The sequence below is a fragment of the uncultured Psychrobacter sp. genome (assembly GCF_947488565.1).
Classification (GTDB): Bacteria; Pseudomonadota; Gammaproteobacteria; order Pseudomonadales; family Moraxellaceae; genus Psychrobacter; species Psychrobacter saeujeotis.
On sequence record NZ_CANKZC010000003.1, the window covers coordinates 234018 to 259802 of the forward strand.

24 protein-coding genes, 1 tRNA gene and 1 pseudogene are annotated in these 25785 nt (G+C 40.6%); 15 read left to right on the plus strand and 11 right to left on the minus strand.

Annotation, left to right across the window (positions count from 1 at the left end):
• Positions 1-71: 71 nt before the first annotated feature.
• On the minus strand, positions 72-323 hold the full coding sequence (locus Q0890_RS08135; RefSeq protein WP_299219372.1) for a transposase: 252 nt from the start codon (positions 321-323) through the stop codon (positions 72-74).
• 343 nt (positions 324-666) lie between these two features.
• Between Q0890_RS08135 and Q0890_RS08140 the strand changes: the two genes are divergently transcribed.
• From Q0890_RS08140 to Q0890_RS08150, 3 genes are all read left to right on the plus strand, one after another.
• Complete coding sequence (locus Q0890_RS08140) at positions 667-2580, plus strand: acyltransferase family protein (protein WP_299219373.1); 1914 nt, start codon at positions 667-669, stop codon at positions 2578-2580.
• A 118-nt stretch (positions 2581-2698) separates the two neighbouring features.
• Entirely contained in the window at positions 2699-3394 is a 696-nt protein-coding gene (locus tag Q0890_RS08145) for a hypothetical protein (RefSeq protein WP_299219374.1), read from the plus strand.
• Between the two features lie 927 nt (positions 3395-4321).
• Complete coding sequence (locus tag Q0890_RS08150) at positions 4322-4558, plus strand: hypothetical protein (protein WP_299219376.1); 237 nt, start codon at positions 4322-4324, stop codon at positions 4556-4558.
• A gap of 99 nt (positions 4559-4657) precedes the next feature.
• On the opposite strand, the gene Q0890_RS08155 is transcribed toward Q0890_RS08150, so the two are convergent.
• Positions 4658-6190 carry an ATP-binding protein gene (locus Q0890_RS08155; protein ID WP_299219377.1) on the minus strand — a complete coding sequence of 511 codons (1533 nt, stop codon included), beginning with the start codon at positions 6188-6190 and terminating at the stop codon, positions 4658-4660.
• A gap of 9 nt (positions 6191-6199) precedes the next feature.
• Positions 6200-6877: a response regulator transcription factor gene (locus Q0890_RS08160; RefSeq protein ID WP_299219378.1), complete on the minus strand. Its 678-nt coding sequence runs from the start codon at positions 6875-6877 to the stop codon at positions 6200-6202.
• Positions 6878-7280: 403 nt separating this feature from the next.
• Between Q0890_RS08160 and Q0890_RS08165 the strand changes: the two genes are divergently transcribed.
• From Q0890_RS08165 to Q0890_RS08185, 5 genes are all read left to right on the plus strand, one after another.
• Positions 7281-7889, plus strand: coding sequence for a cytochrome b (locus Q0890_RS08165; protein ID WP_299219380.1), 609 nt, complete (start codon positions 7281-7283; stop codon positions 7887-7889).
• Positions 7890-8175: 286 nt separating this feature from the next.
• Positions 8176-8685 (plus strand): Spy/CpxP family protein refolding chaperone, encoded by a 510-nt coding sequence (locus Q0890_RS08170; protein ID WP_299219381.1) that lies wholly within the window; start codon positions 8176-8178, stop codon positions 8683-8685.
• A gap of 323 nt (positions 8686-9008) precedes the next feature.
• On the plus strand, positions 9009-10031 hold the full coding sequence (locus tag Q0890_RS08175; protein WP_299219382.1) for a hypothetical protein: 1023 nt from the start codon (positions 9009-9011) through the stop codon (positions 10029-10031).
• 224 nt (positions 10032-10255) lie between these two features.
• Positions 10256-10567, plus strand: coding sequence for a hypothetical protein (locus Q0890_RS08180; protein ID WP_299219383.1), 312 nt, complete (start codon positions 10256-10258; stop codon positions 10565-10567).
• Between the two features lie 455 nt (positions 10568-11022).
• The gene (locus Q0890_RS08185) at positions 11023-11349 is read left to right on the plus strand and encodes a hypothetical protein (protein WP_299219385.1); all 327 of its coding nucleotides are present in this window, start codon (positions 11023-11025) and stop codon (positions 11347-11349) included.
• 88 nt (positions 11350-11437) lie between these two features.
• Here Q0890_RS08185 and Q0890_RS08190 read toward each other — a convergent pair whose 3' ends face one another.
• The gene (locus Q0890_RS08190; protein ID WP_299219387.1) at positions 11438-12346 is read right to left on the minus strand and encodes a LysR family transcriptional regulator; all 909 of its coding nucleotides are present in this window, start codon (positions 12344-12346) and stop codon (positions 11438-11440) included.
• A gap of 157 nt (positions 12347-12503) precedes the next feature.
• Here Q0890_RS08190 and Q0890_RS08195 point away from each other — a divergent pair, with 157 nt between their 5' ends.
• Complete coding sequence (locus tag Q0890_RS08195) at positions 12504-13700, plus strand: MFS transporter (protein ID WP_299219389.1); 1197 nt, start codon at positions 12504-12506, stop codon at positions 13698-13700.
• 92 nt (positions 13701-13792) lie between these two features.
• The gene (locus Q0890_RS08200; RefSeq protein WP_299219391.1) at positions 13793-14932 is read left to right on the plus strand and encodes an MFS transporter; all 1140 of its coding nucleotides are present in this window, start codon (positions 13793-13795) and stop codon (positions 14930-14932) included.
• An 8-nt stretch (positions 14933-14940) separates the two neighbouring features.
• On the opposite strand, the gene Q0890_RS08205 is transcribed toward Q0890_RS08200, so the two are convergent.
• From Q0890_RS08205 to Q0890_RS08215, 3 genes are all read right to left on the minus strand, one after another.
• A complete protein-coding gene (locus Q0890_RS08205; RefSeq protein WP_299219392.1) occupies positions 14941-15231 on the minus strand; it encodes a hypothetical protein in 291 nt (96 codons plus the stop codon).
• 173 nt (positions 15232-15404) lie between these two features.
• Positions 15405-16835 carry a patatin-like phospholipase family protein gene (locus Q0890_RS08210; RefSeq protein ID WP_299219394.1) on the minus strand — a complete coding sequence of 477 codons (1431 nt, stop codon included), beginning with the start codon at positions 16833-16835 and terminating at the stop codon, positions 15405-15407.
• A gap of 112 nt (positions 16836-16947) precedes the next feature.
• Positions 16948-17451, minus strand: a complete 504-nt coding sequence (locus tag Q0890_RS08215) for an RICIN domain-containing protein (RefSeq protein WP_299219396.1) — start codon at positions 17449-17451, stop codon at positions 16948-16950.
• A gap of 311 nt (positions 17452-17762) precedes the next feature.
• Here Q0890_RS08215 and Q0890_RS08220 point away from each other — a divergent pair.
• Positions 17763-18077: pseudogene (locus tag Q0890_RS08220) on the plus strand (SAM-dependent DNA methyltransferase); the annotation flags it as partial.
• 156 nt (positions 18078-18233) lie between these two features.
• Here Q0890_RS08220 and Q0890_RS08225 read toward each other — a convergent pair.
• The 3 genes from Q0890_RS08225 to Q0890_RS08235 form a co-directional block, all read right to left on the minus strand.
• Complete coding sequence (locus tag Q0890_RS08225) at positions 18234-18455, minus strand: hypothetical protein (protein ID WP_299219398.1); 222 nt, start codon at positions 18453-18455, stop codon at positions 18234-18236.
• 165 nt (positions 18456-18620) lie between these two features.
• Positions 18621-18707, minus strand: a tRNA-Leu gene (locus tag Q0890_RS08230).
• Positions 18708-18853: 146 nt separating this feature from the next.
• The gene (locus Q0890_RS08235) at positions 18854-19627 is read right to left on the minus strand and encodes a ferredoxin--NADP reductase (RefSeq protein ID WP_299219400.1); all 774 of its coding nucleotides are present in this window, start codon (positions 19625-19627) and stop codon (positions 18854-18856) included.
• A 520-nt stretch (positions 19628-20147) separates the two neighbouring features.
• On the opposite strand from Q0890_RS08235, the gene tsaA reads away from it, so the two are divergent.
• Entirely contained in the window at positions 20148-21068 is a 921-nt protein-coding gene (gene tsaA, locus Q0890_RS08240; protein ID WP_299219402.1) for a tRNA (N6-threonylcarbamoyladenosine(37)-N6)-methyltransferase TrmO, read from the plus strand.
• Positions 21069-21149: 81 nt separating this feature from the next.
• Positions 21150-22937: a GspE/PulE family protein gene (locus tag Q0890_RS08245; RefSeq protein WP_299219404.1), complete on the plus strand. Its 1788-nt coding sequence runs from the start codon at positions 21150-21152 to the stop codon at positions 22935-22937.
• Positions 22938-22958: 21 nt separating this feature from the next.
• Here Q0890_RS08245 and Q0890_RS08250 read toward each other — a convergent pair whose 3' ends face one another.
• Positions 22959-23624 (minus strand): acyltransferase, encoded by a 666-nt coding sequence (locus tag Q0890_RS08250; RefSeq protein WP_299219406.1) that lies wholly within the window; start codon positions 23622-23624, stop codon positions 22959-22961.
• A gap of 384 nt (positions 23625-24008) precedes the next feature.
• On the opposite strand from Q0890_RS08250, the gene Q0890_RS08255 reads away from it, so the two are divergent.
• Together Q0890_RS08255 and Q0890_RS08260 are read left to right on the plus strand one after the other, a co-directional pair.
• On the plus strand, positions 24009-24797 hold the full coding sequence (locus Q0890_RS08255; RefSeq protein WP_299219408.1) for a TatD family hydrolase: 789 nt from the start codon (positions 24009-24011) through the stop codon (positions 24795-24797).
• A 285-nt stretch (positions 24798-25082) separates the two neighbouring features.
• Positions 25083-25772 (plus strand): TetR/AcrR family transcriptional regulator, encoded by a 690-nt coding sequence (locus Q0890_RS08260; protein WP_299219409.1) that lies wholly within the window; start codon positions 25083-25085, stop codon positions 25770-25772.
• Positions 25773-25785 lie beyond the last annotated feature (13 nt).

Sequence of the window (25785 nt, forward strand, 5' to 3'; positions counted from 1 at the left end):
TAACACTGTATGCAGTGGTAGCTCTTTTTTATAGACTATAACGATAATTGAACTGTCAAATTTATAATCTCTTAATTTATAAACTCTTCCTGTATCTGAGATTTTAAACTTAAATCAGCATATATCTGTTTGTGTCTGCGGTTTTCTTTAAGCTTTTTTAAATGCTTCACATCAGACGCTTCTATACCACTATATTTAGACTTCCATTTGTAGAAAGTTGAACTAGCGATACCGTATTTACGGCATAGCTCTTTGGCAGAAAATCCTACATCAGCTTCTTTTAAAATGAATACAATTTGCGTTTCAGTGATACGTTTGCTCATGTTAAAACGCCTTATAGGTATTTTATAAAAAACTCTATGGCTGAGGTGTATTAGTTCAGGGAATAGTTATACGAGCATAGAGTTTTTATAATTTTTCATTAGCAACTTTTATGCTGATTTTTTGTATATGTTTCTTAGGTTTGTGATTTGGCCTTAAAACTGCTTAATAAAATGATATCTATTGCATATAACTGGCATTAACTGCACTAGTAGAGCTATGCATTCACATACAAATAAGATACCATCGACAATATCTTCTTAGTCGACTGATGTACAGCTTACAATATTGTATTTATAGCGATATTTATAGCAGCTTTATATTAACCTTTTGGACAGTGTTCTTATGAAATTTAGAAAAGATATTAATGGCCTCAGGGCAATCGCAGTTATCGCTGTTCTGCTATTCCATTTCAATCCTTCTTGGATGCCAGGAGGCTTTGCTGGCGTTGATGTCTTTTTTGTAATTTCAGGGTTCTTAATGACTGGAATAATATTTAAAGGGATTGAGCAAGACAGATTTTCTATTCTAAAATTCTATGTTGCTCGCGCCAATAGAATCATTCCTGCTCTAGCATTGCTTTGCTTAGTCCTGATGATTTTTGGTTGGTTTTACCTTACGCCCTTTGATTACAGAGTATTAGGTAAGCATGTTGCCAGTAGTATAGGTTTTTTATCCAACGTCATGTACTGGAGGGAAGCTGGATATTTTGATGCAGCTTCTCTTGAAAAGTGGCTGTTACATACTTGGACATTATCAGTAGAATGGCAGTTTTACATTATCTATCCATTGATTCTGGTTGCTATGCGTAAGTTTCTGTCAATAAAGACTATGAAACTTATGATACTAGGGGCAACGGTTCTAGGCTTTATATTTTGTGTTTTTTCTACTTACAAATGGCCCAATGCCTCTTACTTCTTATTGACTACCAGAGCGTGGGAGATGTTGATTGGTGGTGTTGCTTATTCTTATCCTTTTACTTTAAAAGAGAACAGAAAAAAGTTTGTAGAGTGGATAGGCGTAGCTTTGGTTGTCAGCTCTTATTTTTTAATATCAGCAGAAAATCCTTGGCCAGGTTACCTAGCGTTATTTCCGGTTCTAGGATCGTTCCTAATCATCCAAGCACAGCGTAACGACAGTATTATTACGAGCAATATAGTCTTCCAAAAATTAGGAGCTTGGTCTTACTCAATTTACCTTTGGCATTGGCCACTTGTTGTAGCTATATACTACTTCTCGCTAAGTAGCTCTTATGTTTATTTAGGTATGGCACTCTCTATACTACTTGGGTTTTTGAGCTACAAATATGTTGAAAAAATTAATTTCAGAAGAGAGTTTGGCAACTTATTTACGTATTTAAAGCACAAGCCTATATACATGGTATTGGCAATTGGTGTCCTAGGAAGCTTTGTTTTTGTAGATAAAGGGGTTGAGGAAAGATTTTCGTTAAACGCATCTGACAAAAGTATTATTGATGGCCTAAAAATACCTTATAGAAATAACGGTTATTGTTTTTATTCATCTCACGACCCAAGTTTTGAGGTAAGCCAAAGTAAGGGGATTGATTGTTATTTAGGTAATAAAGAAAAAAATGCTAAGACATTACTATTTGGTGATTCTTTTGCTGGTCATAATGAACCATTTTTTGACGAGGTATTTAAGGCTAATGACGCATCCTTTCAATCAATAGTTACCAACTGGTGTGTTCCGTCTCTTACTGAAAACTTTATAGGTTCTAAAACGAATAAGGCCTATGAGCAATGCTTATTAAACAGAAAATACCTGAAAGAAAATATGCAAAATTATGAAAATTTAATATTCGCAGGATCGTGGGGTAATGCTTTAGAATTTGAACAGTTTAAAGATGTGGAAAAACTAATTGATGAAGCAGCTAAGCTAGATGTAAATATATTCCTTATGGCAGCTCCTTATGATTACAAAAAAAACCCGTTACAAGGTTTTTATAAAAGTATTTATTTTGATCAACCATTTGATATAGATGCTTTTGATGGTAATGACACATTTGTAAGTAAAGCAAACATGAGACTGAACGATTTATCTCAAAAACATGACAATGTTTATTATATTAACAGAACAATGCTCTTTGAGAACAATAACACTTTTGATGTTGATGGAATTACTGTTCCGTACACTTTTGATGGAGATCATATCTCAGTTATAGGTTCAAAATATTCTGCAAAATACTTTATGAACCACAGTAACTACCAAGCTATGATAAATAACTTTGAGTTAAAATAACTGTTTGAGGGCTAAAAGGGGGCGTATGCCCCTTATTGTGGCGTCATAACTAGCGATATACGCTAGAGCTGTGGTCACAGCTATCAATACAGCGAATTTCTAGTACAAGGCACTATATATGACCAATAACAACCCCTTTAACTTTATTCCGCTCAATCCTACCGGCAGAAATGAAGAAGACAACGTTAATACTTATGCTCCTGAAGACATGATAACCATATACGAGCAGCAGTTTCTCACGCCAGTATCTGAAGATGAGCTAACCGAGTTTTTACCCGCACTAAAAGCCTTTTATGATATCGATGACAATACGCTAGATGTTAGCGCGGTCATTTTTGACGCCATAGCTGACGCTACTATCATCTATAATCACAAAGTAAAAACAGGCGATTATCAGATAGTAGGAAGCTTAGTCACAGAGCAGATTGAAGACAGCGGAGGCAATGTAGACGATGAGAATAGTGATAGCCAAGCCTATACGATAGACTGTATGCGCACGTTTTTCATCAATGATGTAGAGATACCTTATCATTTTAATTTATTTATCCAAGGCGATGGTTATTCTACCTTGACAGAAAAAAACACCGTACTAGAAAAGCTATATTGGTTCGTCAATGCTGGATTTGATGAACACTTATTGGGCAATCCTGAAGATGTTGTCAGTTTAGAGTCTATCAACGAAGAGCTGGTCAGCTTAGGTATTAAAGAGATGGATCTGAGCACCATACATCAATTGGTCAATTATATTGAAGACAATCTTATCGATGACGATATGGCAGAAGCGTTAAATACCCTTATAGATGAGGCTGAATAGATTTGGTTTTAGAGTAAATTATATTCCACAGGCTCTATGAGATAGAGTCCATATATATAGCACGCAAGAAAAATTTGTACCAGTCTCTCATATTAATGCAATGTCTCTATTTTATTTAGTAACAACTATAGCATAGATTTATAAACCAACGCTCAAAAAAATACCGCTAACGATTTATAGTCAGCGGTATTTTAGTATTGGTACTCGAACCGACACGCTTTTAAAGGCAACGGATTTTGAATCCTTTTGCTATCTTAAGTAACTAAATATACTTAACGACAATAAGCTATAATTAATAATAAAATATATTTATAAATAGTAACTTAAGATAAAGATGACTATATTTAGCTTTAACTAAAAAGAGGCAACAATATTTTTCTAGTATCAAAAATGCTTTAAACAATTGGTTTTAGATCTTGTCATTAACTTCAAACCTCGCCATTCACCAAACCACCTAACAAATACTATTTTTAGTCACTTATCTTGTCCGTATTGTAAACATTAGCCTAGAGCGTTTATAAACCTAGTCTTGTTATAGTTTGGATGGCATCAGTATGATTATAAATGCTATTTATAATCCCATAATGTTGTAGGTAGTAGTGCCTAACAATTCTTATATTATAGGTGTAAATTAATTTTGCAAAAAAGCATTACCTAAAAATATTCTATTTACTACAATGTTTATTCGATAATTTTTAATGTTTTTTGCAACAACTAATAAAATACAGATGGCAGCCAGTAACTAGCTATAATTATTACCTTTCTTAAAGTTTCATAAATCTACGCAACGCTAAAATCTTTTATTATCTTCTTTATCGATAGAGCAGTGCTTTATCGCGGTGCTTTTAGAATCTCACTTTTGAGCATCAAACCAAATCAATCTATGTTGACTATTGACACTAAATATAGATTTAAAAGGAGATCATTATGAAAGATATTATGAATGGATATATCGCTGCTATTGGCTGGACTCTGTTATTGCTGTTAGCTGTAGTGATTAGCGTTGATATGATAAGTGTTTATGTTAGTACTCAAGGATATATGGAGGCGGCAAGCGGTGCAGGAGTAACCATATCATTGGTTGCCGCACTTGCAATAACTGCTATCGTCGTCGGTGCTAGACATTACCCTACAAACCATAGCTTGATTGATGATTATAGTTAATCTAAAGTGTTGATTGGCTTTTTGTTATTTAATTATATGACTTATAGTCACTACTCAAATAGTCACTACTCAAATAGTCACTACTCAAATAGCCATCATTCAAACTTGTATAGGCAATACCACTTCAACCATAAGCCCCGTGACGCCATCGTTACGATTGCTAGCACTGATCTGACCTTGGTGCGCAGCGATAATCGCCTGAGCAATAGCCAGTCCAAGACCGTAACCCCCTTCTTGTTTACTGGTTTTATTAGCAGTGATGTTAACAGCAGAGCTTATTGGGCGTTGTCTGGACGCATCTAAGCGTACAAAAGGCTGAAAGATACGCTCTAGACTATCGTCATCTATACCAGCCCCTTGATCGATAATGCTTATTTTTAGTGCCGACGTTTGATTCGTCAATGTGATCTTTTCAATTTTGGATGCGACGATAGAGTGCGAGTTTGAATAGATAAAAGCATTACGAATCACATTTTCAAAAGCGCTATGCAATTGTTCTCGATTACCAATAATTGTATATGAGAGCTTATCGCTACTTGCCTCATCACTATTATTCAAGCATCGCCACTCAATGTGTTTATCATAAAACTCAAAACTCACGTCCTGACCAATCTCATCAAGGAGCATCGCTATGTCTATTGACTCATAGTCCTCAGGGCGTGTCACATAGCGCTGCATTTGTAGGGATTGAATATGAATAATCTGCCCAATCAGCTCATTCATGCGAGTGGACTCTTTTTGGATACGATCAAGGTAATGCGTTGCATTGGGTGCATAGTCACGAGTCAGCTCAGTTGCCACCTCAAGGCGCGCCAGTGGCGAGCGTAGTTCGTGGGAGATGTCACTAAGCATTTGCTTACGGGACAGCTCGCTATCTGCCAATCTATCGGACAAATGAGACACGTCCTTCGCTAGGGCGCCCAACTCATCATCCCCAAGCTGTGATAAATCATCACCAGACATATAATCACCTGCGCTCATACGGTGTACTTTAGATTGAACACGGCGAATACGTGTCGATAAAGCACGGCTAAACCAGTAACAAGCTAATAGACTAAAGAGTAAAATAATGCCAAAGCGCACCGGAAAATGAGTTCTTTGTAAGGCTATGAGATCTGGCAATGGCAGGCGCGGTTGTAGTTGCACGGTATAGGTATAACCATCAGGTGTGGTGACAGCTATATCTTGCAGCTCAGGATAATCCTCTGTATTTGGTACCACCTCTTGAATCATTTGATTGGGTGGTAAGGCGGGGTTGTTGAGTGCCTCGGGTGGTTGACTGTTTCCCCCTATTGACGGTATAAAACGCGAGTATAGAGGCATGCCTTGTTCATCAACGATAATAATTTGATTATGAAGACCACGCTCACGGCGATAGACTTGCCGCAGGGCATCATAGTCACCTGCTTTGAGTGTCTGTATCACCTCTTGACGTACAGTGACTAGGTGCGCCACTTGCATCGCCATTCGAGACTCTAATGCTTGCGCGTTTATCCACCTTTCAATGGCGATTGATATCACTGATGTTAGTAGCAGTAGCAATAACAAACTCAAAAATAATCGCCAAAACAGGGGTAGTGAAGGAATAACTTTGCGCTTTTTATCTGATTGTTGTTCCAAATTATTTATCATAATTATTTATCACAATACCAACTGATAGCCCTTGCCGCGTACCGCTTTGATAGGTTCGTCATGAAAGGGCTGAAGTTTTTTGCGCAGGCGCGAGACATGCACATCAAGGCTGCGATCAAAGGGCTGTAGCTCACGCTGTAGTACGGTTTGCGATAGCCACTCTTTACTAACGACCTCACCTTGATGCTGTAGCAGAGTCACTAATAAATCAAACTCAGTACCCGTCACTTGTAGTTCAGTATCATCAATGGTGCAGATACGATGACCTTGATCTAGAGTCATTCGATCATGAGTGAGAGCAGGGGTGTCTACTGACGGTGTAGTGGTGCGCTTAATAACGGCGTTGATTCTTGCCAGCAGCTCGCGCGGATTGCAGGGTTTGGCAATATAATCATCAGCGCCAAGCTCAAGACCGATAATACGATCAATCTCATCACCCTTTGCCGTCAGCATAATCACAGGGATTTGACGGGTAGCTGGCAGCTGACGCAATACGCTAAGTCCATCTATTTTGGGCATCATGATATCTAGGACTAATAGATCATACTCAAAGGCGGTATCTTGCAGACGCTGTAGTACTTGCTCGCCATCATAGACACAATCACAGCTGACCTCATGATTAGACAAGTACTCTTGCAATAATTGAGTCAGCTCTTCGTCATCGTCGCCAAGCAAAATATGAGTCATAACCTAGTCCTAAGTTTTTGATAAAAGATCGCTTATTATCGTACTATTTTTGTGCGTCGCTCATACTTCTAAATTGAACCAAGCTAAATTTAATAAAACTGCACCCAATCAAGCTATCAGAGCATTCCACACACTCAGTACATAAAGTAAGTTTACAAGAGATAAAGGCTTAATGGCGTCAATCGTAACCTTTCTTAAAGTTTCATAAATCTACGCAACATGCCTTTGTATTATCATTTGTTTTGACGATAGAAGTACATTTATTAATGTATTTGCAAAATTATAAATTGAACACAGTCCTTGCTTGATAATTTGAGAACTTAACAAAACAGACAGTCAATAAGAAATTTTTTAATATTCTCAAATATCAGCAGAGTCATCGCTACCGAACTGAGCATAAGATATGTCTACTATTTCTTTAAAAAATACAAAATACAGCTATGGTTTGATAGCCATCATATTCCACTGGATTGTCGCGCTCGCTTTTATTGGTAATTATGTCATCATTTATTATCAACACTGGTTTGTAACGCCCAAAACCGACTTGGCAAAATCATTATTTTCGTTTCATACCGCGATTGGGGTTTCTGTTTTAGTGTTTGTTGTGCTGCGAATCATTTGGAAATTTATGAACCCGCAGCCCAAAGACGTGCCAGGCACTAATATGGAGCACTTAGCAGCACATGGCGCTCATATATTATTATATATCGTAATGATTGTTATCCCGCTTACGGGCTATCTTGGCACAGGCGGTCCCTCGCAGCTGTTTTTTTTATTTGAAATCCCTAAATTTGCTGATACGCAAATATTTCAAACGGTTGTGCAAGGTTGGATGAATCTGACATGGGAGCAGTTTGAAGCGCCTATGGACTTTATCCATAAACAAGGTGGTGCTTATTTTGTATGGGTGTTGATTGCAGTTCACGCAGGCGCAGCGCTGTATCATCACTTTATTCGTAAAGATATTGTACTCAAACGCATGCTTTATCCGATAACGCCGCCAAAGGACTGATGATTTACTAAACCATTACCTTTCTAGAATTATTATGAACCATACATAATAAAGTAAAAAGCATTTGGGATAAGGCAAGCTAGCTCATAGCGTAAACTTAGATAAACGGTAAATAGTGACAATCGTAACCTTTCTTAAATCTTCATAAATCTACGCAACATGCCTTTATATTATGATTTGTCTTGTCGATAGAACCTTGTTTTATCAAAGGGCGGATAACGATTTGCAAGACTGCAAATTTAGTACGCCCCCATAACTGTAATATTCATTCCAAAAGGAAATCATAATGAAAAACCTAACCATCGCCACCTTATTATCAGCATCGACTTTATTGGGAATGGCTGGCATTGCCAGCGCCGCTCCAGACAATCAATCACAGCGCGCAGCCCAGATGCAACATCACAAAGGCGGTATGTCTATAAATAGGGGTCCATTATCACAGCTCAATCTGACAGCCACGCAGCAAGCTCAAATCGAGGCTATTAGGGAAGCTAAGAAAGCAGAACGTGATAATAACCGCTCGCAAAACCAAGCGCAGCGGGAGCAAATGCGCGAGCAGATACAAGCCTTATCAAATGCCAGTACGCTTGATACGGTTGCCTTAAATCGCTTGGCAGATCAACATGCCAATCAGGCAAGACAACGCTTTGTTGATAGGGTTCAAAGCCAACAAGCGATCGCTAAAGTATTGACTGCTGATCAGCGATCGCAGCTGCAGCAAATCCGTGCAGAACGCGGCGAGCGAGGTGAGCGGAGAGGTAGAAGCGACAGAGGTCATAGTCGCACTGGCGCTTAATGTTATTTACTTTTAGAGACGCTTTTTGATAAGTTGACTTTATAAATATCAAAACCCTACTGTGAAGATGATAGTAGGGTTTTCCAATGGCTATCTGATAAAGCGTGTTGAATGTTTAACTATTTATCTGAACAGCTGCTAAGAACTCAATATGTGCTTAGTGTTAAAAACAGTTATCACTTGAGTTTGACTTTTAAAGACGGTCAATGGCAGTAGAATGATAAATAATATACTCTAAAATAAAACCTAAAGATTTTGATTCAAAACTTAATTCACAATTGAGTAAAGGTATGACAGTTACCCCGTTGAAGTTAGGACTTAATATGGCGTCGATAACGCTGATAACTTGCGTATTGAGTGCTTGTAGCAGTGAAAACACGGCTGGCGTGAGTCATCACTCTAGTGTTATCAACAACCCGGAGCGATCCGCAACTGCTGCTTATCAAGGCACAGCCTCTGTTACTCAAGGTGAGGCGATGGTTGATATACCTTCGCTATATGAGTGTGAAAATGGCAGAAACGCGCCCATTGGTCATATCAACAGTACGGATGGGAAGAGGTGGACTGTACCTGCTGAGGTAAACTTTACAAATAGCCGCTTTCCGTTTGCTCATGATTTAAATAACCCTTGTACAGGCGTGCGCTACGCCTCAGCTACAGAGGCTCGTAATGCACTAGATCCGTCCGATATTATTGAGATTGATGCCGATGGTGACGTCATTACTGCCTATATATTTGCCGATAACTATTTTGAGATTTATATTAATGGCGTACCTGTCGGTAAAGACAGTGTACCTTTTACCCAATTTAATTCCAGCTTAGTACAATTTAAGGTCAAAAAGCCCTTTACAGTGGCGATGAAACTGGTTGATTGGGAAGAAAATAGCGGTATTGGTTCAGAGAGCAATCAAGGGCAGTCTTATTATCCAGGTGATGGCGGGGTAGTCGCGGTATTCATGAATACCAATAATGAAATCATCGCTAAAACCAACGATAGCTGGAAAGCACAAACCTTTTATACCGCGCCTATTCGGGATTTGAGCTGCGTCGCTGAAAAAGACTCATTACGTTTGACAACAAATTGCTCAACTGAAGGCAGTGATGACGGCTCACAAGATTATGCATTGCACTGGTCGCTGCCTAACAATTGGTATGCGCCAGACTTTAACGATAGCGCTTGGCCGAGCGCGACCGTATTTACGAATGATGATATCGGCGTTAACAATAAATCCGCTTATACCGACTTTGTTGATATTTTCGATGATTCTAATAACGATGCACGTTTTATATGGTCAACCAATGTTATTTTAGATAATGAAGTTATCATACGCCACACTGTTGATTAGTTTTCATTCATTTAACTAGCTTCGCAAAAACCAACTTTAACGAGTTGGTTTTTTGCTGTTATCTATGGACACTAAATCGAGTTTTAGCAGCAAATGTTACCTTTCTTAAAGTTTCATAAATCTACGCAACCTCATTATTATTTATACTCTCCTTTGTAATCAAAGCATTTATAACTACGACATTGTCAAATCATTGACAGTCAATATAAAGCCAAAAGGAAATAATGATGAAAAAATTAATAATCAGTTTAGTTATAGCGACTTCTAGCTGTTTTGCGATGCTCAGTTCAGCTAATGCGGCTCATCACAAAATGGAAACGCATTCCTCTCAAGTTCAGCATCAAAAACAGAAAGTGAAGGCTAAGCCAGTCAAGCTTAAGCAAGTCGCTGCCTCAAAGCATAAAGTAGCTAAACAGTACTCAAAGTCTAAGTTTGTCAAAAAAGCTACTGTTGTTCAGCATAAGAATGTACAAGCCAAGGCTAAGAATGACTCTTCTAAACATTTTACTGCTCATAAAAAAATTAATCAAAGATAGTCGTTATAAAGTAAAAAATACTTAGTATAAAAAACCAGCCTTGTTAGATTGGTTTTTGCTTTGTCAAAAAGAATATAAAAAATTTTATTTTATTATAGAGATTGAACAATAAACGTTACCTTTCTTAAAGTTTCATAAATCTATGTAACGTAGAAAATGAATATAACTGATCAAAATATAATAGTGTTAGATAAAGAATTGAGATAAATAGAACGCTTAAAACAGGTAAGAATCGCAGAGTGGGATCTAGTAGTTATAGCTCTTATATTTAAATGAATAGCAGAATATTAATTGATAGTCGATTCTAAATAAAAGAGTCATGTGTTTATAAATCGGCAAGGCCGATAAAAATTTTCTGGCGTGCTGTGCCTACGCAGACAGAGGCGGCAAAAACTTCTATCAGCCTTGCTATAACATTTTTACAATGAACTGATTATACAATAAGGAATATTATTATGAGAAATTATCTTAATCTGTTTAGCACGAAAGCGCGATTGCTTTGTTTAGGTTCAGCATTAGTCTTAGCACCAGTAACCTCGACTTTTGCCATATTACCTATGATGTCACAAGTATTTGAACCTAGCTCAGTTAACTTACTTTCTGCTAATGAGGAAAAACTATCGACTCACTATAATGATGTTAATTTTAAAAATAGTAACTTATTAACCAGTAATCAAAGCCGAGCTGAAAATTATGCTACTAAATATTTAGTATCTGATATTGAACGTATACCAGCCCTTTATCTTAGAGAGCGTACCATTATTATGAAATCTACCTTGTAAAGGGCCTTACTACTCTTGAACCGTCAGCCTCTGTAGTAGAAGAGTATTTAACTTGAGTCAGGTAGCTATTTAGGTAGTGGGTGGCTCATTACTCCATGTTCTGGCGAATGTCATCTTTTGCGTTTAATGCTGCTGCCACGAATGCATCAGTAGCTGCACTATTATTGCTCTGCTTATATTGGATATGCACGGGTATTTGTGTGCTGACGTTATTTAACGTTATAAAGTGACAACCATCACTATACAGTTTGCGCACGCAATAGGGCGCAATCGCCACACCCAATCCTGCTGCCACTTCGGTCACCAATGTTTGCATGTGCTTGGGTTGGCTGATGATGTTGGGCGAAAACCCAGCTTGCTTACATAGCATGATGGTTTCATCAAATAGACCAAGCGCTTCATCACGGTTAAAAATAATAAACTTATCGTCTTTTAACTGCACCAAATCAATGGTTTGTTGATCGGCTACTGCGTGATTTTGATTCACAATCGCCACCAATTTATCGATATAGATACTGTGGCTAATAAAGTCATCAGCAATGGCACTCGGTAATGGCCTCGAAAACCCAATGTCGATACGGTCATTGTTGAACGCTTCTATCTGTTCTGTCACCGTCATCTCAAATAGCGAGACGTGTACGTGCGGAAATTGCGCTTTATAACTGCGTACCAGTGGGGCCATAAAAGTCAAGCAGGCTGAGCTTAAATGCGCAATATTGAGCGTGCCTACTTGTCCATTATGGGCTCGCTTGACTTGTGTCTTCGCTTGCTCTGCTAAGCTCAAAATAACAGCGGCGTCTTTCAGTAATTGCTCGCCAGCAGGCGTGATAGTCACTTCACGAGAAGTACGGTTAAACAAGACAACACCCAATTCTGTCTCTAACGATGAGATATGACGACTGATGGCAGGTTGTACTGTATACAGCTCCCGCGCTGCTTCTGAAAAGCTCTGATGCTTGGCTACGGCCATAAAGCTTTTGAGCGTTTTTATATCCATATCATCACTCTCTTTTATTGATACCTTTTATCAAAATTTTGCTCAATCTTGTTTTTTATCTATACAGTATTTGTATGGATTCAATTATATACTATCATTTTTGTTATGGCTTGGTAGGCTTTATACTTGCGGCATAATTTACTAGGCCGAGATAACAATGGACAAGCCACTACTAGGCCAGTCGCCAAGTCAATCATCAAACCAGTCATTAAGCCGATTTATTTTACTGTTAATGACTGCAGCGATTGCCGCAACCGCCGCCAACCTTTATTACAATCAACCTATTTTACCGCTCATTGGTGCTGAGTTTGATTTGACCGACTCACAACTGGGCAGTATTCCGGCATTGACGCAGTTTGGTTATGCCTTTGCTCTATTGTTTCTCTCACCTTTGGGTGATTCTATTGCGCGTAGACGCTTGATTGGTATCTTATCCTGTTTATTGGTAGCAGCATGTGTTTTTGCAGCGCTATCACCTAGCTTACCTGTATTACTTATATCGGTGTTTTTGATCGGTGTTAGTGCCAATATTACCCAGCAGCTCATTCCATTTGCCGCGTCCATGGTGTCGCCTGAAAACAAGGGTGCAACGCTTGGCACGCTGATGATGGGGCTGACCATTGGTATCTTATTATCTAGAACCTTAAGTGGGTTTGTAGGTGAGCAACTTGGCTGGCGCAGTGTGTTTGTGATGTCTGCGGCGTTTGCTGCTGTCTTTGGGGTACTGCTTCGGGTGTTTTTGCCAACCAATACACCGCATACCACGCTGCGTTACTTTCCACTTATCAAAAGTAGCTTATCACTATTTGTAAAACATAAATCCCTGCAAAAATTTACCTTGGCAGGCGCATTTTGGTTTGCCTCATTCAATGTGCTGTGGGCGACGTTAGCGATTTATGTCAGCGAAGCACCTTTTAATTACAATGCGCAGCAGGCAGGACTATTTGGTGTGATTGCGCTGGCAGGGGTGATAGGGGCTAAGTCTTCTGGCAAATGGGTCAATAAATTGGGCTCTAAAACGCTAGTGATGATGGCACTGACACTAGCAGCGACAGGCTTTGCTATTACAGGGTTGTTTGCAGGTAATTTGGTATCGCTGATTGTCGGGATTATTTTAATCGACTTTGCTGTATTCAGTGCGCAAGTGGCCAATCAGGTTCGGGTCTTTAGTATCGACCCCGCCGCTCAGAGCCGCATCAACGGTATCTATATGCTGGGTTACTACACAGGTGGGGCATTGGGGTCTATGGCAGGTGTCAAAGCATTTGCTTTGTACCAATGGCCAGGGGTAGTGATGGTCAGTATCGCCTTTATCATCATCAGTGCCATATTCAATGCATTCGCCAAAAAATAAATGATATCAGTACAGTTATATCAGTACAGTGATATCGATTAGTACGAGATTATTGATGAGTCGATGTTATTTCTTATCGACTAAGGACATATATGAACCAGTTAAAAACCGCAGGTAGTTTTACTTTATTGTGTATTGCCAGTTTGACCATTATGGTCGGCACGTTACTGGCACCCGGCTTGGTTAGCATTTCGGCAGGTTTGGGTATTACTGATAATAGCGCGCTGCTAATCACTTTACCGTCATTAGGTGCGGTAGTGTTTGCGCCACTAGCAGGAAAGCTCATCGATAAATATGGCGCGTACAAACTCTTGATTATCGGGTTATCTTTGTATGGGCTTGTAGGTGCCAGTGCTTATCTTTTACATGGACCGGCGCAGGTGTTTAGCAATCGGTTTTTATTGGGCGGTATCACGGCGGTCGTCATGGCGAGCTGCACGGTACTCATCTCTACGTGGTATCAAGGAGAGGCGCGCCTAAAAATGATTGCTAAGCAAGGCATGTCCATTGAGCTTGGCGGGGTCATTTTCTTGTTTTTGGGTGGCTTACTTGCATCACAGTTTTGGGCCTTGCCGCTATCGATTTATTTGGTAGCGTGGGTTTTTTTAGCCATGCTGTTACTGTTTGTACCGCGTAATCATGCAGCTACAGCAGAGAATGCAGAGATAGTAAAAGACGATAGTAAAACCATTATTAGCGGTCTGACTCTAAAAAATGTGTATCTCATCTCAACCTTAGCGATGACTATATTTTTTACGTCAACCGTGTTATTGCCCATCACTATGAATGAGCTTAGCTATAACGAATCACAAATCGGTCAACTGCTGGCCTTTATCTCTTTGGTGGCGGTGGTTACCGCAGGTTTTATGCCCAAAATAATCAAATGGTTAAATGAGCCCAAAGTACTGGCGCTGGCCTTTTTAGCATTTGCCTTATCGTATGTTTGCTTTACGCAAGCCAGCACCTTGATATTAATAATAGGTGCGCTGTTAATCGGCATTGGCTTTGGCTTTAGTATTCCGCTATTGAACCACATGACGGTAGAGTTAAGCGCTGCCAACGTACGAGGCCGTAATCTATCGTATTTTACGATGGCAGTGTTTTCGGGTCAGTTTTTTACGTCATTTACGGAGTACATGCCAGGCGGCGCGCACAACGTTTTTATTATGTGCAGCGTACTTAGCGTCATTATTAGTATGGTTTTATTTATGAAAGGCCGTAAGGCTACTTGATAGAGCGTTTATTCGGGATTTTCATAATCAAAGCGACATCCTGCCTTCCATGCTTCTTCATCGTTACCATGATTGGGTAAGCTGCCTGCATCCTTTAGCATACGAGCCATATACATGAGGCTCCAAGTCATAATTATCGCATTGCGCTGAGTAAATTCGTTATCAAAACCTACTGGAGTCGATTGACCGTCGATATCATCACCATATGAAGGGTCAGGACCTGCCTCACCAATCCATCCATAATTGGCTTGAGGTGAAATCGTATAGCCCAAATGACTGAGCGGATAGAGGATAGTCATCGCTGAATGCTTGATAACGGCTTTTAAGTCAGAGAAGTCAGTTCGATTCTCATTGCAAAGCTGTTACTGGTTTTTATTAAGGCTCATTTGAAACTCCTACAAGTTGAATTTAAGCAATCACTCAAAATATATTATTAGAGTAGATATAAAACTAGAATTTGGTGAATATTAAATCACTGTAAGGCTTTACGAAATTTTTGAAATTCTTCAGACTGATCTAGTAGGCTACTGCTTAAAGCACGCAGATCATCAACTTGCTCGGGCTGCAACCGAAACGTCGTCGGCATCGCGTCGAACTTTGCTCGCTCAGTTTTATCTTTGATTTGATCAAAGGTCAATACCGCAAAATGCACTGCAACTTGTGCAGACGCCGCTGGACGCTGAGCGTTAACGTGCTCGCCCCATTGCAAAAACTCTTTTTTGGCAGACGAAATAGTCTCGTTATTTAAAGTGCCTAAAGCAACTTCACTCGCCGCCGAAACAGTCTGTATAAAACTCGGATCTTTGCTCTGAACTGACCACTCATGCTCTGAGTAAGTTTGGGCGTTAGCGACCACAACCAGTACTTGTTTGACCTGACGCAACTTGTCAGGACTGAACGCGCCTGCCATGTTGGGGACATCGCCATACTGAGTCACAGGACTCATCATCGAGCCGCGTACGCCCAAGTTATCAGTGACCCCGCCATCTACTAGGCGCACCACTGGCATACGATCTGGCTGCGAGTATCGATCCAGTGCACGGGCTATAGCATAACTGCGCGGTAAATGATCGTCTTGGTTGAGAGCATTTGTAACCCAAGGCTGAGAGCGCTGAGGACAGTCAGTAAAATTGCGCAGAGCAATAGGGGCAAAGATACCAGGCACAGAAGAAGACGCCATCACCGCACTGGCTACAGGATAGCTTGATAAATCAGAACATAAAAAATCAAACTGCTGCTGGGTGAACGAGAAGGTCATGGCATTATTGAGGTCGCTGGCATTTAAAATAACAAAGGGTAGTTTGCCGCGTCCCATATCAGCAAAGCTCTTTTGTCGAAACAAACTCTCATTTAAGTTATTCGCTACCAGATCGCCGCGATTGTATTCAGAGCTACTCATCGCAATTAAGCTTTGTGGTCGTATCGCTAGCCTCATCAGTCGTGACTGCCAGTCCTCATATAAGAACTCGGGGGCAAATCGCTCGAATATTTCATCACCAAATAAGCCGTAATAAGCGGCAGTGTAGCTCCCACCTGATACTGAGGAGATGACATCCACCTCATCTAGTAGCCTGCGCTCCACATCATTGATCATCACAGGCGTATCACGTAGCTTTTCGAGCACCCCATAGCTCAATGCTGCTGCGCGAGTACCGCCACCAGAGAAGGCAAGCACCACAAAAACATCATCTGAATTACTGGGTAAGTTATTTTTGAAGTTATAACTAGGGTTATCTGTTCCTATGATTGATGTGTTCCAGACCCGCGGTGTACAGCTTGTCATTGAAACGAATATAAGGACGATAATTACTAATGAAAATGTAATACGTAGCCGAGGGGATACTAATGTTCTTGAGAGTCTTTGGAGTAGACTACTATCATGAGTAAGAAGATTTTTACGCATGTGAGTAGCCTCAAAGTTGTTGAACGCTTATATTGTTAAACTATTTAAAAAATACAAATTGTAATTAATAACTTGCTTTTTCTCATGGTATCTACGGACTGCGGATCATTAACTATTGTGCTTTCCAAGTCGTTAATTTTTTATCTGTACTCTCGCAAGATTGCATACTTGCAACCCTCCACAGATGACTTGGGCCAGAAGCTTCTAAGCTTGTGTTTCCTGCCGCCAGACATAGGTTCGAATTCGTCAGGCTAATTTGACCAGATGAAAGAAGCTCAAAGTTCTGCTGTACGCTACCATCGCATTCACGGATCATCAGGGCTGTTCCAGGCTGAGCCATATTTCCAGATGAACTTACGGTCAGGCACCTATTGTACTCAGGCATAACTAGTGTGCTCCCCTTAATAACAAACTCCTGATCAGGTGAGTCGGATTTGCATGTATGCACCTGCAGGGGATCTTCTATCTTTAAGTGGTCCCCCCAACCTGCAACATCGAGACAGTAGGATTCTGGCTCATCAAGAGGGTCAACAAGCTTGAGTATAAAAGTATCAGCACTATAGGCCGAGGAAATCATTAGTAGGTTTATCAATACTACACTTAGAAACTTATTCATAGAGATCTCCATATGATTTTAGTAAGTAACGCCGTAATAAGCGGCAAAGAATACTTGCCTATAATCTACCGCGAGGAACGAGCACCAGCCAAGTATTTGGTATCCGTTTTGATTGCCTAGTTATACGACACTTAAATCCTTTAATGAATTGTACGGTTTAACTATATCATAGAAAAAAACAATACTCTGTAAGCCGAAATTTTCAGATGACTATGCAATGGCTGTAGTGTAACCCCAATGTTTAGCATATTATCTAAGTAAAATGCTTGATTGAATCAAGGCTGCCGACGCTATATATAGTATAGTGTTAAATTCAATCCTTCTCTAAAGACGCTCGCGAGATATTTGAGTATTTTAAGTTTGAAGAATTAGTCGGACAACTAGATGGTGCCAACTTGCTCCATCAAGTAGTGCAGAAGTTTCAAAATTTTGCTCTCAGCCCTGAAGTCATATCCAGTTATGACATGGGCTTAGTGTTTGAAGAACTCATTCGCAATTTTGCCAAAAGCTCTAATGAAACAGCAGGGAAGCATTTCATTCTGCGTGATATTGTACGTTTGACCACTTCGCCTGTCTTTATGGAAGATGATGAAGCGCTCACCAAAGGCGGTATCATTCGTACTATTGATGCCCTATCAGCGTTTGAATCAATTCATGCGGTTTTTACTAAATATGAAGGTAAAGGCTTAGGCGAGGTAAACTCTAATTATGCGCGATCACCTTAGAAAGCATGAGCACATATAAGGATATATTGCTAGCTCAAAAGTCAAAATAATTAAGCATTAATATAAAGCATTAGGTCTTGATACAGAAAAATTTAGATGTGTTTCTTCAACTTCATCACGATAGAGCATTTCCATTAATGCGTTTATGGAGCATATATCTCTTAGATCGCTTACCCACACCAAGTGCAAACCCGTTAATACTTCATTCATGTAGACATCTGTACCATTTGTAGCATATGCAACTGAAACGATAAACTTCTTACTAAGCTTAACTTTCATAACTCATCCGTAGTGCAGCAGTTAACATTTATATTAATAACACTATAATACGTGAACATACAGTTGTAACAAGATTCATTGGACACTATTATTACGCTACCAATTTATAAAAATCCAAACAATAAAAAACCCTTACAATCCATAGACTGTAAGGGTTTACTATATTGGTACCAGTGGTCGGACTCGAACCGACACGCTTTTAAAGGCAACGGATTTTGAATCCGTCATGTCTACCAATTCCATCACACTGGCATGTTAGAAGATAATGTTTATTGGATAAATATTATCGAATTGGGCTACAGGGTTAACTGTATAGGCTGCGTATTATAACAGCCTATTTTTAGCCGTCAAGAAATATTTTTATAAATTGTACTTTATTAAATTTAGCCTTAGCCAAATTATCCCACAAAGGCACGCTCGACTGCATAATCTGCCTGTACACCCATGCGTGGTGACACAGTAAGACCAAAGCCATCTAATATCTCTGACACTTCCGCATTAAAAGGCATACTACCGCAGAGCATGACGCGGTCATCGTCTTTATTCATTGGTGGCAGGCCAATGTCTTCAAACAGTTTACCTGATTTCATCAAATCAGTGACGCGTCCAGTATTTCTAAATGCTTCACGCGTGACAGTCGGATAGTAAATGAACTTTTCGCGGTACCATTCGCCAAAGATTTCGTCATTTGGCAGCTCGTTTTCAAACATATCTTGATAAGCCAAATCATCAATATGACGTACGCCGTGAACCAGAATGATTTTGTCAAAGCGCTCATACACCTCAGGGTCACGTGCCAATGCTAAAAACGGCGCAAGTCCAGTACCCGTTGATAGCATGTATAGATGTTTACCTGGTAATAAATCATCAAGCACTAACGTACCTGTCGGTTTTTTGCTGACCAATAGCTCGTCACCGACTTTAATATGCTGCAAGCGTGAAGTTAATGGACCGTCTTGAACCTTAATAGAAAAGAATTCTAAATGCTCTTCATAGTTAGGACTAGCGATCGAGTAAGCGCGTAGTAATGGTCTGCCATCGATAGCGAGACCGATCATCGCAAACTCACCGTTACGAAAACGTAAACCATCATCGCGCGTGGTTTTGATACTAAATAGAGCGTCATTCCAGTGATGAACCTCTGTGACCGTTTCGGTGCGAAGTTTTGACATAAAGTCCTCGTTAATAGATTACTGACTACATTATTAGGTTTAAATAAGTATTAAATTAAAATTTTCAATGGTAGATTCATGCACTAAAAGTGTATGTCGCCAATAGCTATCATCAAAATCATGATAAAGACAGTGAGCGCCACCGCTTAAAATCTAAGATATTAAACTTACTAATATTGAGTGTTATAAGTTCAATAGCATCATAAGCTAAGCAACTAGGCTGTATTATAAAATACTAATTTAGCATCATTATAAGGGGCTGGGAATGCCTGCAAAGTCTATGTATAGAGACGCTAGTAGACGAATACAAACGATTCTCAATAAATTCCACGCTCATAATACCAAACTTTAAAATAAAAATCCGCTCAGCGGTTCTAAGTGGGCATGATAAAATAGAATATCGTTAGTAAATAATTTTGTATGATTGGATGAGACTGTTTTATAGTCAGTCCGTTTTGTTGTATGAATCTGTTTTAAATAGACAAATTGTCACTATTGGCAAGTTTTTTGGAGATTTTTTATGTCAGGTGACAATGCGTTAGAAGGCGATAAGTCAGAGGGCAATGCGTTAGAGGACTGTACATCAGAGGGCTACCATCATGCGCCAATTATTGGCTATCATCGTGCGCCACTATCACAGAAGTTTGGGGCACCAAGACAACCAAATCTGGTGGCACTGACTAGTGTGATTGAAATGCTAGCGCCTTATAACACACCAACGGCATTTGTAGGCTTAGAAGCGTTTAGTCATATTTGGCTTAGCTGGCAGTTTCATCACAATTATTTAAGTAAAGCCAGTCATGCAAATAAAAATGGTCATATCAATAAAACGCAAGACAGTTTTCGTGCGCAAGTACGACCACCACGGTTAGGCGGTAATGAGAAGATAGGGGTGTTTGCCAGTCGTAGTATGTATCGACCTTCAGGTTTAGGGCTGTCTGTGGTGAAACTTGAACGGGTTGAGGTGGTAGAAGGTCGCGTATTACTTATCATTCGCGGTGCTGATATGATTGATGGTACGCCAATTATCGATATCAAACCCTATGTGGCTTATAGCGATGCTGTTATTGAGGCAAAAAGTGGGTTTGCGCCAACTGCGCCGGCGCTGCTGGATGTGACGATGACTGAATCTGCTTACGAGCAGTTTATGACTTTGATTAATGTAGAGCAGGTCAAGATAGGTCAATCTGATAAAACCAACCATCAAGATGTTGGTACAAAAAATGCTACGGTATCTTCGGTGGTTTGCAAGATGCAAAGTCAATTGCTCATCTCTGATATCGACTCTATAAAAGCCTTAATCGCGCAAGATCCACGTCCTGCGTACCGACGTACGGAGATAAATGCAGCGTTTGTCATGCGTTATAAGTCAGTAGATGTCAGCTTTCAGTTGCTAGAGTCAGGGCAGTTGCAGATCACAGCAATTGTAGAAGTGAATTGAATTCAAAGTTATTAATTTTATAAATTTCTAGAGTTTAGCGTAATGCTTTCGCTACTCAATTAACCATAAAAGAAGAAAAATATGTCCGCTCAGCAGTATTCGATAGTGATTGATTTACGTTGGTGTCTTGATGAATTATTGGCAGATAGAGTGATTGACCAGCGTGGCTACAATTTGGTGATTACCAGTCGCCGTGATAAGGCGCAGCATCCGCTACTGACGATAAGTGAGTTTGGTTTGCCAAATGGTCATGCGCTTGATAACAGCTCTGAGAATAAATTAACACTGGCATGGCTTAATCAATGGCTGGCCGCCAAAGCAAATATGCCCATATTTCGCATTGATCCGTTAAAGGTTGATGTACCAGCGGTAACGCAGCTGATGTCTTTTGAATATGCGCGCTCGCAGCATATTTTGCCGATTGAGGTCACGTTAGATGAGGTCATCATCGGTACCGATCAGCCGTTTTATACCGATTGGCATACAAACATCGAAAAGCTGATTAAGTCTAAAAGCTATCGCACGGTTTATATCAGTCCTGAGCAGATTAATCGCTATCGGCAAGAGTTTTACCAAGTCACGCAAGCGATTGCCGGGGCAAATAGCGTGCATAAGCGTGCAGCTGCTGATGTGACTAATGTCGAAGCTTTATTGCAGTTAGGCGACAACACCAATCCAGATGCCAACGATCAACATATCGTCAAAGTCGTCGATTGGCTGCTGCAATATGCCTTTGAGCAGCGCGCCAGTGATATTCATCTAGAGCCGCGCCGTGAGACGGGCAAAGTACGTTTTCGTATCGATGGCGTATTGCATACCGTTTACGAGATGCCACTGGCAATTATAATCGCAGTGACCGCGCGTATTAAAATCTTAGGACGTCTTAATGTCGCAGAGAAGCGCAAACCGCAAGATGGCCGCCTAAAAACCCGTACCCATAATGGAATGGAAACCGAGCTGCGTCTGTCTACCATGCCGACTGCCTTTGGCGAAAAGCTGGTCATGCGCGTCTTTGACCCAGAAGTATTGGTGCGCTCGTTTGCTCAGCTTGGATTGTCGGGTAAGCAGCTTGAAACTTGGCAGGAGCTGACCGCACATCCAAACGGCATTATTTTAGTCACTGGTCCGACGGGCTCTGGTAAAACCACGACGTTATACAGTACGCTCAAGCAGCTAGCGACTGAGCAGGTCAATGTCTGTACTATCGAAGACCCTATCGAGATGATTGAGCCGGCCTTTAACCAAATGCAGGTCAATACAGGCGTGGATTTGCACTTCGCTGATGGTATCCGCTCCTTAATGCGTCAAGACCCGGACATCATTATGGTTGGTGAGATTCGTGATAATGAGACCGCCAACATGGCAGTGCAAGCATCCCTGACCGGACATTTGGTGCTCTCAACGTTGCATACCAATGATGCGCCAAGCTCCCTGACTCGTTTGCATGATTTGGGTGTCCAGCCGTTTTTGACTTCGGCAACTATCTTGGGCGTGATGGCGCAGCGCTTATTACGTACATTATGTCCGCATTGCAAGCAAGCCGTTGATGTCACATCAGATAGCGAGATAGCGATTCAGTGGCAAGAGTTGGTACAGCCTTGGCGCGCTGCTGCGCCAGCACAAATCTATACGGCGCAGGGCTGTGAGCACTGTCGCCATACAGGTTATCAAGGCCGCGTTGGTCTGTACGAGATCATGCCATTGTCAAATGAGCTCAAAAAGCTGGTCGCCGCTGACGCCAATTTGGATACGCTCAAACAACAAGCGTACCGCGAAGGCGTGCAACCACTGCGCTTATCTGGGGCGAAGCGTATCAGTGAAGGGATGACGACCATAGAAGAGGTGATGCGCGTGGTGCCACTTAATTAGCTACCTTAGTTTAAGCTATTTTTAGCGCTCCCAGCGTACATTTTGGCGAATGATTTTTGCAGGCGTGCCCGCAACCATACAGTTTGGCGTCTCTATCGGTTTATTGACAAAAGCACCTGCTGCAATGATACAACCGCTAGCGATAGTGACGTTTTTAGAGATAGTCACATTGGCAGCAATCCAGATGTGATCTCCTAAGACAACATCAGCATGAGCATTATTCAGTCGCATATTAGAGTCTATATCGTAGACCTTGTGGACGTCAGTCGCCCGAATTTCGATGCCGCGCGATATCATGCAAGCGTTACCAATGGTCACGCTCTTATCGCGTGCCAAAATATAGCAATCTATGGCAGTGGTACGCGCACCGATATGAATGTGCAATTGGTTGCCAACAATTAGTAATTGACCAGAAAATTTGACATGATCTGCGATAGTTATTTGATTATGACTACCATTGATATCGATTTTTAAGGTGTTAAATTGTCCATGCTCACCAATGGTGATTTGATTGTCATGGCCTTTACGAATGGTAATGACTGAATGACCAATAATACGGGTATCTGTAGCAATATCGATGTGATTGTTATGTCCGTTGTCCTGTAATAAGAACTGTCGCTTATACAAATACTTAGGTAGCAAAGTCTTTATAATAGGGGGCAGAGTAACGGTTTTTTTATGATTCATAATGATAAGGCTTTCGAAAAGTGAATAAAAAGTGCGTTGTTTTGCCAGTGATACGTCGTTACTAGCACCGTGGGTTTATGAGGTTTTAGCCGTGTTTGCAGCACCGATAGTGCTAAGTTAAGTTTTATAAATAGCTATAGTCGATTCTAAATAAAATAGATACATTATATTTCAACGCGGAACTGGTATAAACTTTTCTGGCGTGCTGTGCCTGTGCCGCTCGATGCTGCGTAAAAGTCATCCCAGTTCCACTGTATCGTTTTTATACTGAACTCACTATAGCCTGATAGTTTACTGTTAAACACCCCTTGAAAACAGTGCTGATTAGAGCAATAAATGTTCAAGAGACCCTATACTTATTGATTTTTATTAACGAGATTGTTTATGTTTACTGATACTCATTGTCATCTAAACCGGTTAGATTTAACGAAGTACGACGGTCAGTTGTCCGGCGCGATAGCTGCTATGAAAGAAGCCAATGTTAACCGTGCGATGGCAATTATGTGTGATTTTGCTGAATATGATGAGATTGCCAATATTGTCAGCACTTACGGTGATGAAACGCTAAATCTTGGTATGAGCGTTGGTATTCACCCTTGTGAAGATATTGGCGTATTGCAATCAGCGACGGTCGAGCGTTTGATAAAGATCGCCGACGCTGAGCACGTTTGGGCAATAGGCGAGACGGGGCTGGACTATTACTGGTCAACAGAAAATAAAAAAGAGCAACAAGCCAGCCTTGCGCGGCACATTCATGCCAGTCAAAGTTTAAAGAAACCTCTAGTCGTACATATGCGTGATGCCAAAGAGGATACTATCGATATCTTAAGGGCGGAAGGTGCTGAACATGGCATTATTCATTGCTTTACCGAAGATTGGCAAACGGCCAAACGTGCGCTGGATTTAGGGTTTTATATCTCGTTCTCAGGTATTGTGAGTTTTAAGAGTGCGCAGATGATTCAAGATGCAGCAAAAAATATGCCTAAAGACAGAATACTCATCGAAACAGACAGCCCGTATCTTGCCCCTGTGCCCAAACGCGGTAGACCTAACGAGCCGGCGTATGTTCCGTACGTTGCCAGCTATCTTGCTGATATGTATGGTTGTAGTAGCAATGAAGTAGGGGCGATGACTGCAAAAAACTTTGAAAATTTACTGGCACAGTACCACTAAAATCGTTATGCTATGACCAGTCAGTCATTAATTGTATAGTCTTTTCGCTGCGTACTCAGTTATTAAGTATAAAAGCGTTGACACAGCAAGCAAGAGAAACCTATACCAGTCGTGCGTTGGGTTACAACGTATCGACTATATTAAGCAAATATAAGTGCCATATCCATTTATAGTCCATGATAGTTTTCATACAGTTTTGATGCTGACACTACCGTTTTACTTTCTATTGTACTGTTTATCGCAATATGGTCAGATGTTTGTTCTGACCAGGTTTTAGGAGAGATTATGAGTCGTCAACATCAGTTTAAAGCGCGCGAAGAGAATATCTTAGCGATGGCTGAGCAGTTATTACTTGAGTCAGGCGACGGTGATATCACTTTAGACAGTTTGGCCGAACAACTGGATTTGGCAAAAGGGACGTTATATAAGCATTTTTCGAGTAAAGATGAGCTGTATTTGCGTATTATTATTCGTTATGAAGAGCAATTGTTTGAGATAAACCGTATCGATGATTGTCCTTCAGCAGGGATTGCGCGGATGATATTTCAGCAGCTGCTTAATCCGCAAAAAGCCATGCTCCTTAATCAAATAGAAGAACGTCTGGCAGCGTCAGTGACTGGTCTTAATCGCTTATTTGGTGAGTTATACGATATTCGCCGTCAGCGTATGAAACGCTTACTCGATATTATTAGTATTTATCTAAAAGACAAGCGTAGCAGTTTGAGTACTCGTGATTATTTGTCCTCCATTTGGGCAATGGGTCAAGGCGGAGCGGGGCTATTAAACTCCAGTTTTTATCAGCGTTATCTCGGTCGCCGCGATACGCTACGTTATGTCTTTGTGCAGCAAATGCTTGAGTTGCCCAGTCATTACCCAGCCGATGAGACGGACCAAGATGTATTGGATGAGGATATGCAAGAATTGGTTGAGCAAATTGATACAGAATCAGAAGAACATCGTAATACGACTTATTGATAATAGGTATAAC